This window comes from Flagellimonas chongwuensis (genome assembly GCF_013376415.1).
In the GTDB taxonomy this organism is placed as follows: Bacteria; Bacteroidota; Bacteroidia; order Flavobacteriales; family Flavobacteriaceae; genus Flagellimonas; species Flagellimonas chongwuensis.
Map to the genome: position 1 here is coordinate 343,012 of NZ_WYET01000004.1, position 16,085 is coordinate 359,096.

Consider the following 16,085-nt stretch of genomic DNA (forward strand, 5'->3'; position numbering starts at 1 on the left):
AATCACTCTATCATACACCCCTCCTTACCCCGTGTATCGATTAAATAAATAATCTTCCATTCGCCATCAAAATTGATAAGTTGAAAGGAGTTGATGCCGCAATGGCTAAATTCCCCGTTTAGCCAAAATTCGTAACCCACCCAAGCGTTGGCCATGGTTCTATCGACCTGAATGGAAAAAGAAGTAAGCTTTTCCTCAAACTTCACGGTTTCCGGAATGCCCACAATGGATTTTAAAAATTTCGAGAATTCTTCGGTCCTAAAAAGGGTTTTTCCCTCTGGATTTCTTCCTGTAGTCTGAAGCACAATTTCATCGGCCACCGTACTTTTAATAATCGTCGAATCTTGTTCATGGAAACCTTCAAAGAAAGTTTCTATAACTTGTTTTATATGGGCTTCAGCTTCTTCATTCGATGGATTCGGACCTTGGGCATATACGAACGCACCCAAAGCAAATAATACTACACAACTGAACAGTTTTCTCATTTGATTAGTTTTTTGATTGAAGCCTAAATTAAACAAATCTCCTTACTTTTAACCATCAAATAGAATTACGATGTCTACAGCTAAAAAAGAATACAAGAGAGTAACCGTAAAATCGTTGGTGGATATGAAAAAGACCGGTGAGAAAATCAGTATGCTCACCTCTTACGATTACTCCATGGCCAAAATCGTGGATGGTGCCAATGTGGACGCTATTTTAGTGGGGGATTCCGCCAGCAACGTCATGGCGGGCCACGAAACCACGTTGCCCATAACCCTGGACCAAATGATTTACCATGCCAGCTCCGTTGTTAGGGCGGCCAAAAGGGCACTTGTTGTGGTTGATATTCCTTTTGGAAGCTATCAAGGAGACTCCAAAGAAGCTTTACGCTCCGCTATACGAATCATGAAAGAAAGCGGCGCCCATGCTGTAAAAGTCGAAGGCGGTGAAGAAATAAAGATATCCATCAGCCGTATATTGGAAGCGGGCATCCCTGTGATGGGGCACTTGGGACTAACGCCCCAATCCATTTATAAATTTGGCACCTATACCGTGCGTGCCAAAGAAGAAGAGGAAGCCGAAAAGTTGAAGTCTGATGCTAAATTGTTGGAAGAATTGGGCTGTTTTGCCATTGTTCTGGAGAAAATACCTGCAAAATTGGCCAAAGATGTTGCGGAAAGCGTCTCCATTCCAATTATCGGCATAGGTGCAGGTAACCATGTGGATGGTCAGGTTTTAGTGGTTCACGATATGTTGGGGATGACGCATGAGTTCCATCCAAGATTCTTGAGAAGGTACTTGAATCTCTATGATGAAATGAGCGAAGCAGTGTCTCAGTACGTTAATGATGTAAAAAGCCAGGATTTCCCCAATGATGATGAATCATACTAAATCTCAGTAAACAGTTGACAATTAACAATACCCAACACTCCACCCCCTCCAACCTTCAAGTACTATTTGAAGACAACCACTTAATTGTAATCAATAAGCGGGTCGGCGATATTGTACAAGGAGATAAAACAGGCGATGCCCCGCTAAGCGAAGTGGTAAAGCAATACCTCAAAGATAAATACAACAAGCCCGGCAATGTGTATTTGGGCGTAGTGCATAGATTGGACAGACCAACTTCGGGCATTGTACTATTTTCCAAAACCTCCAAAGCATTGCCACGCCTAAATAAGATGTTCGCACAAGGGGAAACAAAAAAGGTATATTGGGCTGTTGTAAAAAATTCTCCTCCACAAGAAAGTGGAACTTTGACCCATTGGCTGGTACGCAATCCTAAACAGAATAAATCGTACGCGCACGAAAAGGAGGTTCCCGATAGCAAAAAAGCTGTTTTGGACTATAAAATCCTAAAGAAGCTCGATAATTACTTCTTGCTGGAAATTGATTTGAAAACCGGTCGTCATCATCAAATCCGGGCGCAGCTGGCAGCAATAGGCTGCACCATAAAAGGGGATTTAAAATATGGTGCGGATCGCAGTAATAAGGATGGTGGCATACACCTTCACTCCAGAAACTTGGTCTTATTGCACCCCGTTCAAAAAGAACATATATCTTTTTTGGCCCCTCCACCAGAAGACCCCATTTGGAACGCCTGTCTTAACGGGTAAATGCCAAGGCTTTTTCCCTAATAATCTCGGAAACAGGCTTGTTCTGCAAGTGGCTTTCCAACCACGAAAGAATATCCAGATACAAGAACGCCCTTTTTTCGTAGGGATGGTTTTCGTACTTCTTCAACTCGTTGTACAACTTTTGGAATTCTCCTTTTAAATCGGTCGGGTAGATATCCCCAAGATTTCGCAAGAATTTGATCATTTCCTTTTGCACCTCGTGCAAATCGTTCATTTTCAGCAAGAACTTGTACGTACTTTTAAGCTGCACTTCCAAATGGTAGTCCATCCCCGCTTCATAATGTGCCACTAGGCTCAATACCCTTGCAAAGCACATCAAATCTTCTCGCATTTTCAGCTTTTTGTTGGAAATGATTTTTTTGAGGTAGGCAATACAATTCTTGTTATCTCCATTTCCAAAGTACAGACAAGCAATTTTGTAATAAAGTAACATAATGTGATGTTCATCTATTTGCTGTCTGTGTTTTTTGATACCGTACTCGATAATGTTCACCAAATAAATACCCTTATCAAAGGTCCCCTCCAAAAAATGAAGGTTCAATTTGTTCGTGTTGATGTACAAAAAGGCTAGGGAACTAATATTATCATTTTTTGGAAAACTGGAATCTTGAACTTGCTCTTCCAAGCGCTCCAAAGTTTGTCTGAACTGTGATGCATATTTCACAAAGAACAAGGACTCCAATAAATAATGGTTCCCTTTTAAAAAGAACACGGGATTCAACGGAATCATATGTTCGTTTTCGTAGAAAAGGTCCACCCATTTGCTTGCGTATTTGTAGGCTGACAAAAAGTCCTGAATTAAAAGACTATACCATAGATGTGCTTTGTACAGCCATAATTTTTCTCGGAAACCCAACTTTTCAATATCATATTTGGGCAAATGCTCGTCAAAGTAACCCTTTACTTTTTGAAGGTCCTCATCGCTGCGCACATATCCCACTTTCAGCATCATTCCGTACAACTGCAAAGAAAGATTGGAAAGTTTGCTCGTCATCACATTTTGTGCGGAAAGTTCCTTGGCCTCTACGGCAAGTTCGTCAGCTCTATCGGGTATACTGCGGGTAATGTATTGCGTTTCGATTACTTTTTCGAGCTCCACAATCTCGTAGGCCACATTCTTTTCCTCATTTTCAATAGCGAAACTTTTGGCCTTCTCTAAAATCTTCAAGCTTTGCTTGTACAGCCCCTTTTGATACAGAATAGTGGCAAAATCCAGTTGTTCGCGAATCTGGATGCGAACATTTTGGTTCACGGGGTTCAAACGCAAACTCACCAAAATTTGCTTATACAAATGCGCTTTAAGGTTTGAGAGCTGTGATTTTTTGACAATGCCGCTGTCCAAAATTTGCTTCTCATCGTACTTTCGCATCTTATCCAAGAGGTTAAAAAGCGCCAAAAACTTGGCATCCGTGTTCACCCCCAATCGCCCAACATACAGTTTGAATTGGCGTTTTTCGGATTTGGAAAGCGATTTTACTAGCACAAACAGAGCATCCTGATGGGCATTTGTCATCGTAAAAAATAATATTTAAAATGTTGTTTTTCAGTTAATTAAATGCAACAAAAAGCAGTTTAACGTTGTAACACAAACTGAGCCACTTTTCATCTTCAACCTTGCTTTACTAATTTCGTTAGTCATAGAAAAAATCAGGTTGATATCATGGGTAAAGATAAGGTAGAAATTTTTGACACAACACTAAGAGATGGAGAACAAGTTCCAGGGTGTAAACTGGATACTGAACAAAAATTGATCATTGCCAAACGACTGGATGAACTCGGAGTTGATGTGATCGAAGCAGGTTTCCCCATATCCAGCCCTGGTGATTTCAAATCAGTGAACGAGATTGCAAAACTGGTCAAAAATGCTACCGTATGTGGATTGACCCGCGCCGTAAAAAAAGATATTGAAGTGGCTGCTGAAGCCATCAAAGACGCTAAAAGACCAAGAATACATACCGGAATCGGAACTTCCGAATCCCACATCAAATACAAATTCAACTCAACACAAGATAAGATTATTGAGCGTGCCGTTGATGCGGTAGCCTATGCCAAGACTTTTGTGGAAGATGTGGAATTCTATGCTGAAGACGCTGGACGAACCGACAACGAATTTTTAGCTCGAATTTGTGAAGCTGTCATAAAAGCTGGGGCAACCGTACTTAACATCCCTGATACAACAGGATATTGCCTTCCAGAGGAATATGGCGCTAAAATGAAATACTTAAAAGAAAATGTGACCGGTATTGATAAAGCCATTCTTTCTTGCCACTGTCACAACGATCTTGGTTTGGCCACGGCCAACTCCATTGCAGGGGTAATCAACGGTGCCAGACAAATTGAATGTACCATCAACGGTATCGGTGAGAGAGCCGGCAATACTTCTTTGGAAGAGGTGGTAATGATTATGAGACAACATCCACATTTAAATTTGGATACCAACATCAACAGTCAATTGTTGTGGGACACTAGCACCATGGTTTCCCAAAAAATGGGAATGCCAGTACAGCCCAATAAAGCTATTGTGGGCTCCAATGCCTTTGCCCATAGCTCTGGAATCCACCAAGACGGTGTAATCAAACGTAGGGAAACTTACGAAATCATCGACCCTAAGGATGTCGGTGTGAGTGAATCCTCTATTGTTTTGACTGCTAGAAGTGGGCGTGCTGCCTTGGCCTACAGAGCTAAAAAGGTAGGTTATGAACTTACTAAGCTTCAATTGGACACTGTGTATGAAAACTTCTTGAAATACGCGGACGTGAAGAAGGAGATTTTGGATGAAGATATCCACGAGATTGTTGAAACCAGCAATGTTGGAATGAAAAGTTTGGCGTAACACACGTATCGTATGACATTGAAAATTGCATTGCTCCCTGGAGATGGTGTGGGCCCCGAAGTGCTGGCCCAGGCTGTCAAATGCCTAGAAGCTGTTGAAGAAACCTTTAATCAACGATTTATATTTAAAGAAGCCCTTGTTGGTGCCATCGCTATCGACAAAAAAGGAACTCCCCTACCCGATACCACCCTAAAGCTTTGCAAAGAGTCGGATGCCGTGCTTTTTGGCGCCATTGGCGACCCTAAATACGATAACGACCCAGATGCCAAAGTGCGACCCGAACAGGGCTTGCTCCAATTACGAAAAGAACTAGGCCTTTTCGCCAATATCAGACCTGTATTGTCACACCCGACTTTGTTGGACAAATCACCCCTAAAAAAGAAAGTGATCAACGGCACCGATTTTGTAATCTACCGTGAACTTACGGGAGGGATTTATTTTGGAGAAAAAAAACTGAACGAAGAAGGCACCAAAGCCTCCGACCTTTGCGAGTATACAGAAAAGGAAATAAGCCGTATTGCCCATTTGGCCTTTAAAGCCGCAAAAGGAAGAAAAAAGAAGCTCACCTTAGTGGACAAAGCCAATGTATTGGAATCTTCCAGGTTGTGGCGCAAAGTTGTGACACGAATTGGGGAAAGTTACCCCGAAGTGGCATTGGATTTTTTGTTTGTTGACAATGCTGCAATGCAAATTATACTTAACCCTAAACAGTTTGATGTTATTTTAACTGAAAACATGTTCGGGGACATTATTTCTGATGAGGGCAGCGTTATCGGTGGTTCCATAGGTTTGTTGGCCTCGGCATCTATAGGTGAAGAAAATGCTTTGTTCGAGCCTATACACGGCTCATACCCACAAGCCAAGGGCAAGGACATTGCCAACCCCATTGCCTCTATTCTAGCAGCTGCAATGCTTTTGGAGCATTTTGGACTGGCCGAAGAGGCCTGGGCCATCAAAAAAGCAGTGGACAAATCACTAAAAAAAGGAATTGTAACTCCGGATTTAAAGGAAAACAGCCAATACGGCACCAATCAAGTTGGTGATTTTATTGCACACAATATTGTAGATATTGAAGATGACACCCTTATGAACGATGAAAATATCGATTTGGGCAAATCGACCATTATATAGTTTCGCTATTTTCTTCAGTCTCCTTTGAGGATGTCAGCTCTTGAATGGTTTTATTGAACTCCTCTTTGAATTCGATAAACTTTTCACCAGTCGCCGGTCCATTAAAACCTGTGTGAATCTTCTTGACGTTTCCGAATTTATCAATATAAATGGTAGTAGGATATGACAGAATATGGTTCAACATCGGCAACTTCTCGTTGGCCTTTTGTTTGTTCGATGTCCCGTACTGCGCCAATAGAATAGGATAAGGCACCTCTTCTCGTTCCTTTAATCGGTTTATTCCCTCAAAAGCTTTTTCCTCGGTTTTGGAATATTCAAATGCCAGTCCCACAAATTGCACATCCAAATCCGGATGGTTCTTAATAAAATCCACATAAAAGCGGGTCTCATCCAAGCAATTGGTGCACCACGTGCCCATAATCTGTACAAGAACCGGCTTTCCTTGGAACATAGAATCATCTAAACCTATCATTTGTCCGTCACTATTCGGGAAAGTGAAGTCAAATTTATCATAACCTTCACGTAAATAGGTGAGTTCATTTGAATCAGGAAGTTCAAAGGCTTCATTTCTAGCCCCTAGAAACTCCTGAATGGAATGTTGTCCGGAGTAAAACTTTCCGTCCAAAGTACTATCGGTTACTTGGGCCAAAAAAAGAAATACGTGGGAACCATCAAAAGCGGACAGTTTCATACTATCCCCTGTCACCACTCCTTCCAAATAGCGATAATCTCCTGTGTTTGTTCTAAAAGTTCCCTTTACCTCATTGCCGTTCTGCATAAAAATACCCTTGGCAGGGTATTCATCCTCCGTGTTTACTTTAAAATAGGTTTCCCAAATACCTGAAATGTTCACATCAGCTGGTTTCTCCACATCAAAACGGTCTTGCGGACCATGTACAGCCTTAAAGGGAACACTACGTTCCTTACTTTCCTCAACAAATTCCCCTGTGATTTCGGTAGCAGTGTACCTTCCTACTATATGACCTTCAAAAATGGGCATACGGATATCGATGGAGTCACCATCAAAGGTAAACTCATCAATCTCTACCACCTCTTCGGCATTATATACTTTCATTACATATCCACCTTCATCGTTTTGGGAAACTGTAAACTCAAATGGCAGCTTTTGCGACTCCGAAACTTCCATAGTTCCCAGCCAATGACCAATTTTAAGATTTCCTTTCCCTTCTTTTTTGCAAGAGGCCATAAGAATCAAAAGCCCCAACATTGCCAACCTGATTCTTCTCATAAAATGAAAGATTTTACCTAAATGTAGGGAATACATTTTAAAACAGAGCATTTCTATAGGTTTATGGTTATTATTATCGTTGAATCTGTTCCCCTATTGTTATATATTTGTGCCCTCTAAAAATGGGCTATGAAGATTTCTTATAACTGGTTAAAACAATTTTTACAAATTGATTGGGACGCTCAAAAAACAGGCGAACTGTTAACTGATCTCGGACTTGAGGTTGAGGGCATATCTCAATTTGAATCAGTTAAGGGTGGATTGAAAGGTATTGTAGTAGGACATGTTCTTACTTGTGAAAAGCACCCAAATGCAGATAAGCTAAAACTAACTACAGTAGATATAGGCCAAGAGGCACCGTTGCAGATTGTTTGTGGCGCCCCCAACGTAGCCGCCGGACAAAAAGTACCTGTTGCCACTGTTGGAACTACGCTCTACACCCCAGAAGGTGAAGCTTGGGTCATCAAGAAAGGGAAAATTCGTGGTGAGGTAAGTGAGGGTATGATCTGTGCCGAAGACGAAATAGGTGTTGGTGAAAGCCATGATGGAATTATGGTACTCAATGAGGAATTAATCTCTGGCACCCCTTGTTCCAAAGTTTTTGATATTGAAAATGACGAGGTTTTTGAAATAGGCCTTACCCCTAACCGGGCCGATGCCATGAGTCATTTTGGAGTGGCGCGTGACCTTAAGGCTGGTTTGGAGCAAAAAGAAATCCAAAAAGAACTCGTTACCCCTTCCGTAAGTAACTTTTCTATTGACAACCGCTCTTTAAAGGTAGACGTAGAGGTTATGGAAAGCAACCTTGCTCCAAGATATTGCGGTGTAACCATAAGTAATCTAGTAGTACAGGATTCTCCAGATTGGTTAAAAAACAGGCTAAAATCCATTGGATTGGCCCCAATAAACAATGTTGTGGACGTCACCAATTATGTGCTTCACGAACTGGGCCAGCCATTGCATGCCTTTGATGCATTTAAAATAAAAGGTAACAAAGTAGAGGTAAAAACTTTGCCAAGTGGCACCAAATTCACCACTTTGGATGGTGTTGAACGCGAATTGCACGAAGACGACCTTATGATTTGTGATGCGGGAACCCCAATGTGCATTGCTGGTGTTTTTGGTGGACTTCACTCCGGGGTTACGGAACACACTACTTCCATATTTTTGGAAAGTGCCTACTTTGACTCTGTTTCGATTAGAAAGACGGCCAAAAGACACGGTCTAAACACGGATGCTTCATTTAGGTTTGAAAGGGGCATCGATATCAATTTGACCAAATATGCCTTGAAAAGAGCCGCCTTATTGATAAGAGAAATCGCCGGCGGATATATCACTTCGGAAATTGTTGACTTATTCCCCAAAAAGCCACAGGATAGACAAGTATTCTTGACCTTCAATAAAATTCACTCATTGATTGGCCAGGAAATTCCTCAGGACACTATCAAATCTATTCTTTCCTCTCTGGAAATCCGCATCAACAATGTAACCGAATCGGGGCTTGGATTAACCATCCCAACCTATAGGGTGGATGTAACAAGGGAGGTTGATGTTATCGAGGAAATCCTAAGGGTTTATGGCTATAACAACATTGACTTCAAGGAGAAATTGAACGCATCCATTGCCAAAACATCTCGTTTTGAAAACTACAGAATCCAAGATGTGGTAGGAAACATGCTTGCTGCAAAAGGTTTTTATGAAATAATGACCAATAGCTTGGTTTCGTCTGAACTTACCACAGATGACAACAGTGCTGTTGAGATGTTGAATCCATTAAGTTCCGACTTATCGGTGCTACGCACCTCCATGCTTCATTCCGGACTTCAAACGGTAAGTTATAACCACAATAGGCAAAAAACTGACCTTAAGTTGTTCGAGTTCGGAAAAACCTATCACAAATTGGATGGGAAGCATACGGAGAAACAACATTTGGCAATCTTTATCTCAGGCGACCGCAGCCAGAACAGTTGGTCGGTGGCCTCTAAAAAATCAGAGTTTTTCTATCTGAAAGGTATTGTTGACAATGTTTTAGAGCGTTTAGGGTTAAGAGACATCGATACAAAACCATTGACCGAATCAGGTTATGCTGAGGGGATATCTTATATGAAGAACGACAAGGTCTTGGTATCGCTTGGTTTAGTGGGCAAGGCGGACATCAAAAAGTTTGACATTAAACAGGAAGTGTTCTTTGCGGACTTGGATTGGGATGCCATTCTGGAATCCGTAAGCACGCAAAATGTTTCTTTCAAAGAAATTCCAAAGTTCCCAGAGGTGACCCGAGATTTTGCACTACTGTTGGACGAATCCATCTCTTTTCAAAAGGTATACGATATTGCTTGGAATACAGAGAAAAAGTTGCTTAGAAAAGTAAACCTGTTCGATGTGTACACTGGAAAAAACTTGCCCAAAGGCAAAAAATCCTACGCTGTGAGCTTTACATTGATGGATGAAAAGAAAACGTTGACCGACAAACAAATCGACAAGATCATGGGTAAACTTTTGGCCCAGTATCAAAAGGAATTGGGAGCTGAACTTCGTTAAAATTACATCTGAGCTGGGAGGATAACGCTATCTATTTCATGGACCACACCTTCATTTTCCAGATTTAAGTCTGCAGTTGTAATCCTGGCTGTATTTCCCATGGGGTCGGTAAGCACAATGTCATAGCCGTCCAAGTGCGCAATAAGCTTTTTACCCTGCACCGTTGTAAAACTTGCCATACCATTGCCCCTGCCTATTGCACGCAACATACGGGAAGCAGTAAGTTGGCCTGCAACAATATGATAGGACAACAAAGACTTTAGGGCCCTTTTGTCCTCCGCCTTGATCAACTCGGCTATTTTATTGTTGGAGAACTTTTCGAAAGCAGCATCTGACGGAGCAAAAATGGTAAATGGTCCTGACTTTTGAAGCAAAGAGCCCAGTTCAGTTGCGTTTACTGCAGCCAATAAAATTTTATGATTATCCATTTTGCCCGTATACGAAAGTGCATTGGATGTGTTTTGAGCAGTGGTGTAAAATGACAATGCCAGACAAAGGCCTAGCAAGAATTTGGTTGCGGGGGTATTCATGTGGTTGGTCAAATTATAGGGCTTCTCTTAGTATGATTATACGATTAACTACCAAAAACGTCGATAAGATACACCTTTTTTTGCTTACTTGGTTCAATTAATTTTCACCCGTAATTCCATTTAACAGAAACTTAACGCCAATGTCCTTGGGGAACACATCAAATCAAAAATTCAATTCCTTAAATTTGAGTAGATTACTAAAAAATTGTATGATTTTGAGAGGAACAAATATTGAACACAAGCTTCAAAAAAGTAAAAATAAAAATGCGAGTAGCTTGGATATTTTGGACGAAGTACAACAAATTCTGAACAAACATTCCCTCAAGGACGAACAGATAAGTAAGCAATTGGGCTCAAAAAGCAACTTTCGCGAAAACGATTTTGATTTTGACCTATTGGAAACGGATAAAATATTCCACATTGACCAAATCAAGGAAATTTGTATTGATTACCGTTTACGATTTTTGAACAGCTCTTATTTTAAAGGTAAAATTCCACAAGAAGCGATTTCCAAAATCAAACAGTTGGAAGCAGCCCATAATACCAAAATAAAAGGTTTTAAAATTATGGCCCCTTCCAAATTGTTCAAATTGGAAGATAAGGACGATCCATTGCTCTTTGCCCCTATCGGAAACGATTATTACTATCTAATTCACAAGTGGGGAAACGACCTCCACCCCTTGCGCAAATTGTTTGCATGGCCTTTTAAGAACATTGCCAACTTGGGATTGGTGGTGCTCCTTATCAGCTACCTTGCAACCCTTTTGGTTCCTGAAGGGCTCTTTTCCAAAAAGAACACTACGGCAGAGTTTTGGATCATCTACTTTTTTATGTTCAAGTGCATAGCATCCATAGTAATTTTCTACGGATTCGCTTTGGGCAAAAATTTTAATCCCGCTATCTGGAAAAGCAAATATTTTAATGCCTAGGCCGTAACGGCGTACATTTTATCGCGCTGTTCTTTGATGGATTTATCGGACATGTAATCGTCAAAGCTCAAGTAACGGTCAATAGCACCGTTCGGCGTCAACTCAATGATTCTGTTTGCCACCGTATTGACAAACTCGTGGTCATGGGTAGTCAACAGAATAGTTCCCTTAAAGTTCTTCAAAGAGTTGTTGAAGGCCGTGATACTCTCCAAATCCAAGTGATTGGTCGGTTCGTCCAGCATAAGAACGTTGGCACGGAGCATCATCATACGGCTGAGCATACAACGCACTTTTTCACCACCAGAAAGCACGGTACATTTTTTAAGGGCTTCCTCTCCGCTAAAAAGCATCTTTCCCAAGAAACCTCGGATATATACCTCTTCTCTTTCCTCTTCGGTCTTGGCCCATTGGCGCAACCAATCCACCAAATTGATGTCCTCCTTGAAAAAATCGGAGTTATCCGCAGGCAAATAGGATTGGGTCGTGGTTACCCCCCACTGAAATTTACCGCTTTCCGGTTTGATCTTATTGGCTATAATATCATAGAATGCAGTTGTAGCACGTGAATCTTTGGACAGAATGGCCACTTTATCGCCTTTGGCCAAGTTTATGTTCACATCTTTGAACAACAAATCACCATCCTCTGAAGCAGCGGATAATTTTTCAACATTCAAGATTTGATCCCCCGCTTCGCGCTCACGATCAAAAATAATGGCCGGATATCTTCTACTGGAAGGCTTAATATCCTCGACCTTAAGCTTGTCCAACATCTTTTTACGGGATGTGGCCTGCTTGCTTTTGGCAACGTTGGCACTAAATCGCTGAATAAACTCATTAAGTTCTTTTGCTTTTTCCTCGGCCTTTTTATTCTGTTGGGCCCTCTGACGTGCGGCCAATTGGCTACTCTCGTACCAGAAGGTATAGTTACCGGAAAATAAGTTGATCTTTCCGAAATCAATATCGGCGATGGTGGTACAAACAGCATCCAAGAAGTGTCTATCGTGAGAAACCACGATTACCGTGTTATCATAGTTGGCCAAGAAGTTTTCCAACCAGTTGATAGTGTCGTAATCCAGGTCGTTGGTAGGCTCATCCATGATCAGCACATCGGGATTTCCAAAAAGCGCCTGTGCCAAAAGCACACGAACTTTGAGCTTGGAATCCAAATCGGCCATATTGGTATAATGCAAGTCTTCAGGAATACCAAGGTTGGAAAGCATGGCGGCAGCATTGCTATCGGCATTCCATCCATTCATTTCTTCAAAAGTAACCTGAAGCTCACCTATTTTCTCGGCATTTTCATCCGTATAGTCCGCATATAGTGCATCTATCTCCTTTTTTATCTCGAACAATGGCTTGTTTCCCATTACCACTGTTTCCAATACAGGGTACTCATCGTAGGCATTGTGGTTCTGCTCCAGAATGGACATACGTTTTCCAGGCTCCAAATGCACATGACCGGAAGTAGGATCTATTTGTCCCGATAATATTTTGAGAAACGTGGATTTTCCAGCGCCATTGGCACCAATAATACCGTAACAATTCCCTTCGGTAAAGGTTACATTGACCTCATCGAACAAAACTCTTTTGCCAAACTGTACGGATAAATTCGATACTGATAACATGCAACTATCTTTAGATTTTTTGCAAAAGTAGCTAAATACAAATGGTAATTCTAATTTTGGAATGCATATTTAAACGATGGAAAATCACCGTTTGACAACTTTTAACTACCCCTTAACAAGTTTAGCTTCTTGGGTTGCTTACATTTGAAAGTCAAATAGATTGGTATCTATATATGGTAAGATTTTTACTAAGCCTCACTTTTATTTCTTCAATTGTATCGTGCTCAGATACCCCTGAGAACAATTCCACTGTGTTTTTTGGTGGTGAAATTGTAAACCCTACAAGTGATTATGTGGTTCTTTACCACAAAGATAACTTTGTGGATTCCGTAAAGCTCGATGAAAAAAATCACTTTTCTTTTCAGCTCGATACCTTAGAAGATGGCTTATATCATTTTGACCATACGCCTGAGCTTCAATATGTGTATTTGAGCAAGGGAGACAGTCTTGTTGCGCGCCTCAATACGGTAGAGTTTGATGAATCACTTGTGTTTTCCGGAAAAGGAAGCGAAATCAACAACTTTCTGATTGAAATTTTTTTACAAAATGAAAGTGACGAGGAACTGATAAAAGACTATTATAGTCTTGACCCGGAGGCTTTCAGCCATAAAATCGACTCCCTACACAAGGATAAATTGGCCTTGTTGACCGAATTGAGTTCTGACGACCAATTGTCCCCCAAAGCTTTGGCCATGGGCAAGGCTTCCGTGTATTACAACACTTTTATTACCAAGGAAAAATATCCTTTCTATCATAAAAAGAAAACAGGGGAAGAAACCATACACGATCTCAGCAACGAATTTTACAGTTACCGAAAAGAGATAGATTTCAACAATAAGGATTTAACCTATTTAAAACCTTATTTTGATTTCATGAAATGGTATATAGGCAACGTTTCTTATATGACTTGCCTGGATGACTGTTCCAGTAATAAAAAACCTGTAAGCGACCGCTTGCATTTCAATCAACACAAGCTTGCCATTGTAGATAGCATTGTTATTGAAAAGGAATTGAGAAACAACCTTTTCCGTAATATTGCCGTGGATTATTTAAAGTGGGAACATAATCCGGACAACGAATCCGTGGCTTTTATAGATAAGTTCAAGACGCTATCTATAAACGAAGAGCACGAACAAGAGATCGAACTTTTATACAAGGGAATACAAAATCTTCAACCCAACAATACCATCCCGGATATTGCCGTTGTAAATTTCAATGACGAGAAAATATCATTAAAGGATTTAGCAAGCAAAAAAGAGAATACCGTCTTCTATTTCTGGACAGCGGGGCAAAAAGGACACTTTAGAAATATAAGCAAACACATTGCTGAGCTAGAAGGAAAATATCCGAATCATAACTTTTTGGGCATCAATCTAAGAACCAGCCACTCGCAGTGGAAACAACTCATGAGCGAGAACAATTTGGACAAGGAGAAACAATTCTACGGAGAAAATTTTAAGGAGCTACAAATGGCCATGATCATTGATGGTCTCAACAAATGTGTCATCACTAAAGATACCGTTGTGGTGGACGGCTTTGCCAATCTTTACACTTCCCTATAAATAAAAAAGCCCCAAACTTTAGTTCAGGGCTTCTTTACTTTTATTTTGATTCCTTAATTAGGAATTTCCTTTTTTGTAATCTTCCAAGAATTTGGCCAATCCAATATCGGTCAATGGGTGTTTCAACAATCCATCAATAGAAGATAATGGTCCAGTCATAACATCGGCTCCCAATTTAGCACAGTCGATTACGTGCATGGTGTGACGGATAGATGCGGCCAATATTTCAGTTTCAAAACCGTAGTTGTCATAAATCAAACGGATTTCAGCAATCAAGTTAAGACCGTCCGTTGAAATATCGTCCAACCTTCCCAAGAACGGAGAAACATAAGTTGCTCCTGCTTTGGCAGCCAATAAAGCCTGACCTGGTGAAAACACCAAAGTACAGTTAGTGCGAATGCCTTTATCTGAAAAATATTTCAATGCCTTTACACCATCCTTGATCATGGGGACTTTCACTACAATCTGCTCATGCAGTTCGGCTAGCTCCTCCCCTTCTTTGATCATTCCGTCAAAATCGGTGGATACTACTTCCGCAGAAACATCTCCATCCACAATATTGCAGATGTCCACGTAGTGCTTTAAAATATTATCCTTTCCTGTAATACCTTCTTTCGCCATTAGGGAAGGGTTGGTGGTAACTCCATCCAACACACCAAGTTCTTGTGCTTCCTTAATTTGGTCAAGGTTGGCAGTATCAATAAAAAACTTCATTTCTAAGTATTTATAATTTGTTCGCTAATACCTGTAAAATTACAACTTATAATGGTTGAGGAGTAACTTTTCGTAGACTTTGTCCGGTAAAATCTTCTTTAATCTAAGGGAAAACTTTTGTAAAAACGCTCCAACGGGGTTGTGCACCTTCGGTTTTTTCTGGTTGATAATTTTATAAACGGCCTCGGCTACCTGAATTGGGTCACCCCCACTATCCACATCCTCGTCGATTCCTTTAAGGGTTTGACCATATTTTTCTTCGTAGGCAGAACCTTTGATCACAGGGGAATGATACCTCCCAGATGCTATATTGGTAGCAAAATCACCCGGTGCCACATTGGTGATGGTTATGTCGAAATCCTTGGTTTCCATTCGAAGTGCTTCCGTAATCAGCCCCAAAGCGCCTTTTGTAGCGGAATAGAATCCCCTGAAGGGCAACCCCATATATCCTGCAATGGATGTTATATTGATAATGGCTCCACTACCCTGTTTACGCATTTGTGGCAAAACAGCCTTCATCACATGTACCGGGCCATGAAAGTTGGTGTCAAATACATGAAGGATTTCTTCATGTGGAGTTTCTTCAATAGGTCCGGTGATACCGACGCCAGCATTGTTGATCAACACATCGAGTCTATTCTCTTTGGATATCACATACGATACTGCCTTTTGAATGCTTTCCACATCCTTAACATTTAATTGAACAAGTTCAAATTCCTTAAAATCGGGGTAGTTTTTTGGATTTCGCGTAGTACCGTAAACGGTAAATCCTTTTTGGGTCAAATACGTTCCGATGGATTTACCAATACCTGAAGAACCGCCGGTGATCAGTACAACTTTTTTATCCATGA

Annotated in this window: 14 protein-coding genes; 7 read left to right on the plus strand and 7 right to left on the minus strand. The window is 40.9% G+C overall.

The genetic code is table 11. From position 1 onward, the window contains the following. Window positions 1–2 precede the first annotated feature (2 nt). Window positions 3–485: a nuclear transport factor 2 family protein gene (locus GUA46_RS08645; RefSeq protein ID WP_176620154.1), complete on the minus strand. Its 483-nt coding sequence runs from the start codon at window positions 483–485 to the stop codon at window positions 3–5. Window positions 486–555: 70 nt separating this feature from the next. On the opposite strand from GUA46_RS08645, the gene panB reads away from it, so the two are divergent. Both panB and GUA46_RS08655 read left to right on the plus strand, forming a co-directional pair. Continuing rightward, entirely contained in the window at window positions 556–1,374 is an 819-nt protein-coding gene (gene panB / locus GUA46_RS08650; protein WP_176620155.1) for a 3-methyl-2-oxobutanoate hydroxymethyltransferase, read from the plus strand. 20 nt (window positions 1,375–1,394) lie between these two features. Next, on the plus strand, window positions 1,395–2,099 hold the full coding sequence (locus tag GUA46_RS08655; protein WP_176620727.1) for an RluA family pseudouridine synthase: 705 nt from the start codon (window positions 1,395–1,397) through the stop codon (window positions 2,097–2,099). On the opposite strand, the gene GUA46_RS08660 is transcribed toward GUA46_RS08655, so the two are convergent. After that, on the minus strand, window positions 2,089–3,633 hold the full coding sequence (locus GUA46_RS08660) for a hypothetical protein (RefSeq protein WP_176620156.1): 1,545 nt from the start codon (window positions 3,631–3,633) through the stop codon (window positions 2,089–2,091). The two genes, GUA46_RS08655 and GUA46_RS08660, sit on opposite strands and share 11 nt — an antisense overlap. 147 nt (window positions 3,634–3,780) lie before the next feature. Between GUA46_RS08660 and GUA46_RS08665 the strand changes: the two genes are divergently transcribed. Together GUA46_RS08665 and leuB are read left to right on the plus strand one after the other, a co-directional pair. Then, window positions 3,781–4,953, plus strand: coding sequence for a 2-isopropylmalate synthase (locus GUA46_RS08665; RefSeq protein ID WP_108246199.1), 1,173 nt, complete (start codon window positions 3,781–3,783; stop codon window positions 4,951–4,953). A gap of 12 nt (window positions 4,954–4,965) precedes the next feature. Continuing rightward, on the plus strand, window positions 4,966–6,084 hold the full coding sequence (gene leuB, locus GUA46_RS08670; RefSeq protein WP_176620157.1) for a 3-isopropylmalate dehydrogenase: 1,119 nt from the start codon (window positions 4,966–4,968) through the stop codon (window positions 6,082–6,084). Here the strand turns inward: leuB and GUA46_RS08675 are convergent. Continuing rightward, entirely contained in the window at window positions 6,077–7,333 is a 1,257-nt protein-coding gene (locus GUA46_RS08675) for a peroxiredoxin family protein (RefSeq protein ID WP_176620158.1), read from the minus strand. The genes leuB and GUA46_RS08675 overlap by 8 nt on opposite strands. Before the next feature lie 129 nt (window positions 7,334–7,462). On the opposite strand from GUA46_RS08675, the gene pheT reads away from it, so the two are divergent. Then, complete coding sequence (gene pheT, locus GUA46_RS08680) at window positions 7,463–9,874, plus strand: phenylalanine--tRNA ligase subunit beta (RefSeq protein WP_176620159.1); 2,412 nt, start codon at window positions 7,463–7,465, stop codon at window positions 9,872–9,874. Between the two features lie 2 nt (window positions 9,875–9,876). Here pheT and GUA46_RS08685 read toward each other — a convergent pair whose 3' ends face one another. Further along, entirely contained in the window at window positions 9,877–10,404 is a 528-nt protein-coding gene (locus GUA46_RS08685) for a fasciclin domain-containing protein (protein WP_108246203.1), read from the minus strand. 209 nt (window positions 10,405–10,613) lie between these two features. On the opposite strand from GUA46_RS08685, the gene GUA46_RS08690 reads away from it, so the two are divergent. Beyond that, a complete protein-coding gene (locus GUA46_RS08690) occupies window positions 10,614–11,333 on the plus strand; it encodes a hypothetical protein (protein WP_176620160.1) in 720 nt (239 codons plus the stop codon). On the opposite strand, the gene GUA46_RS08695 is transcribed toward GUA46_RS08690, so the two are convergent. Continuing rightward, entirely contained in the window at window positions 11,330–12,958 is a 1,629-nt protein-coding gene (locus GUA46_RS08695; RefSeq protein ID WP_176620161.1) for an ABC-F family ATP-binding cassette domain-containing protein, read from the minus strand. The two genes, GUA46_RS08690 and GUA46_RS08695, sit on opposite strands and share 4 nt — an antisense overlap. Window positions 12,959–13,131: 173 nt before the next feature. Here GUA46_RS08695 and GUA46_RS08700 point away from each other — a divergent pair, with 173 nt between their 5' ends. Beyond that, window positions 13,132–14,520, plus strand: coding sequence for a TlpA family protein disulfide reductase (locus tag GUA46_RS08700; RefSeq protein WP_218109534.1), 1,389 nt, complete (start codon window positions 13,132–13,134; stop codon window positions 14,518–14,520). A gap of 57 nt (window positions 14,521–14,577) precedes the next feature. Here GUA46_RS08700 and fsa read toward each other — a convergent pair whose 3' ends face one another. Continuing rightward, entirely contained in the window at window positions 14,578–15,234 is a 657-nt protein-coding gene (gene fsa, locus GUA46_RS08705; protein ID WP_108246205.1) for a fructose-6-phosphate aldolase, read from the minus strand. A gap of 39 nt (window positions 15,235–15,273) precedes the next feature. After that, entirely contained in the window at window positions 15,274–16,083 is an 810-nt protein-coding gene (locus GUA46_RS08710; protein ID WP_176620162.1) for an SDR family oxidoreductase, read from the minus strand. Between the last annotated feature and the right edge of the window lie 2 nt (window positions 16,084–16,085).

Coding starts and splice junctions, on each gene's coding strand:
- GUA46_RS08665 (WP_108246199.1), top strand. CDS start 3,781: ATGGGTAAAGATAAGGTAGAAATTTTTGACACAACACTAAGAGATGGA.
- GUA46_RS08690 (WP_176620160.1), top strand. CDS start 10,614: ATGATTTTGAGAGGAACAAATATTGAACACAAGCTTCAAAAAAGTAAA.
- GUA46_RS08660 (WP_176620156.1), bottom strand. CDS start 3,633: ATGACAAATGCCCATCAGGATGCTCTGTTTGTGCTAGTAAAATCGCTT.
- GUA46_RS08645 (WP_176620154.1), bottom strand. CDS start 485: ATGAGAAAACTGTTCAGTTGTGTAGTATTATTTGCTTTGGGTGCGTTC.
- GUA46_RS08700 (WP_218109534.1), top strand. CDS start 13,132: ATGGTAAGATTTTTACTAAGCCTCACTTTTATTTCTTCAATTGTATCG.
- GUA46_RS08675 (WP_176620158.1), bottom strand. CDS start 7,333: ATGAGAAGAATCAGGTTGGCAATGTTGGGGCTTTTGATTCTTATGGCC.
- GUA46_RS08685 (WP_108246203.1), bottom strand. CDS start 10,404: ATGAATACCCCCGCAACCAAATTCTTGCTAGGCCTTTGTCTGGCATTG.
- panB (WP_176620155.1), top strand. CDS start 556: ATGTCTACAGCTAAAAAAGAATACAAGAGAGTAACCGTAAAATCGTTG.
- leuB (WP_176620157.1), top strand. CDS start 4,966: ATGACATTGAAAATTGCATTGCTCCCTGGAGATGGTGTGGGCCCCGAA.
- pheT (WP_176620159.1), top strand. CDS start 7,463: ATGAAGATTTCTTATAACTGGTTAAAACAATTTTTACAAATTGATTGG.
- fsa (WP_108246205.1), bottom strand. CDS start 15,234: ATGAAGTTTTTTATTGATACTGCCAACCTTGACCAAATTAAGGAAGCA.
- GUA46_RS08710 (WP_176620162.1), bottom strand. CDS start 16,083: ATGGATAAAAAAGTTGTACTGATCACCGGCGGTTCTTCAGGTATTGGT.
- GUA46_RS08695 (WP_176620161.1), bottom strand. CDS start 12,958: ATGTTATCAGTATCGAATTTATCCGTACAGTTTGGCAAAAGAGTTTTG.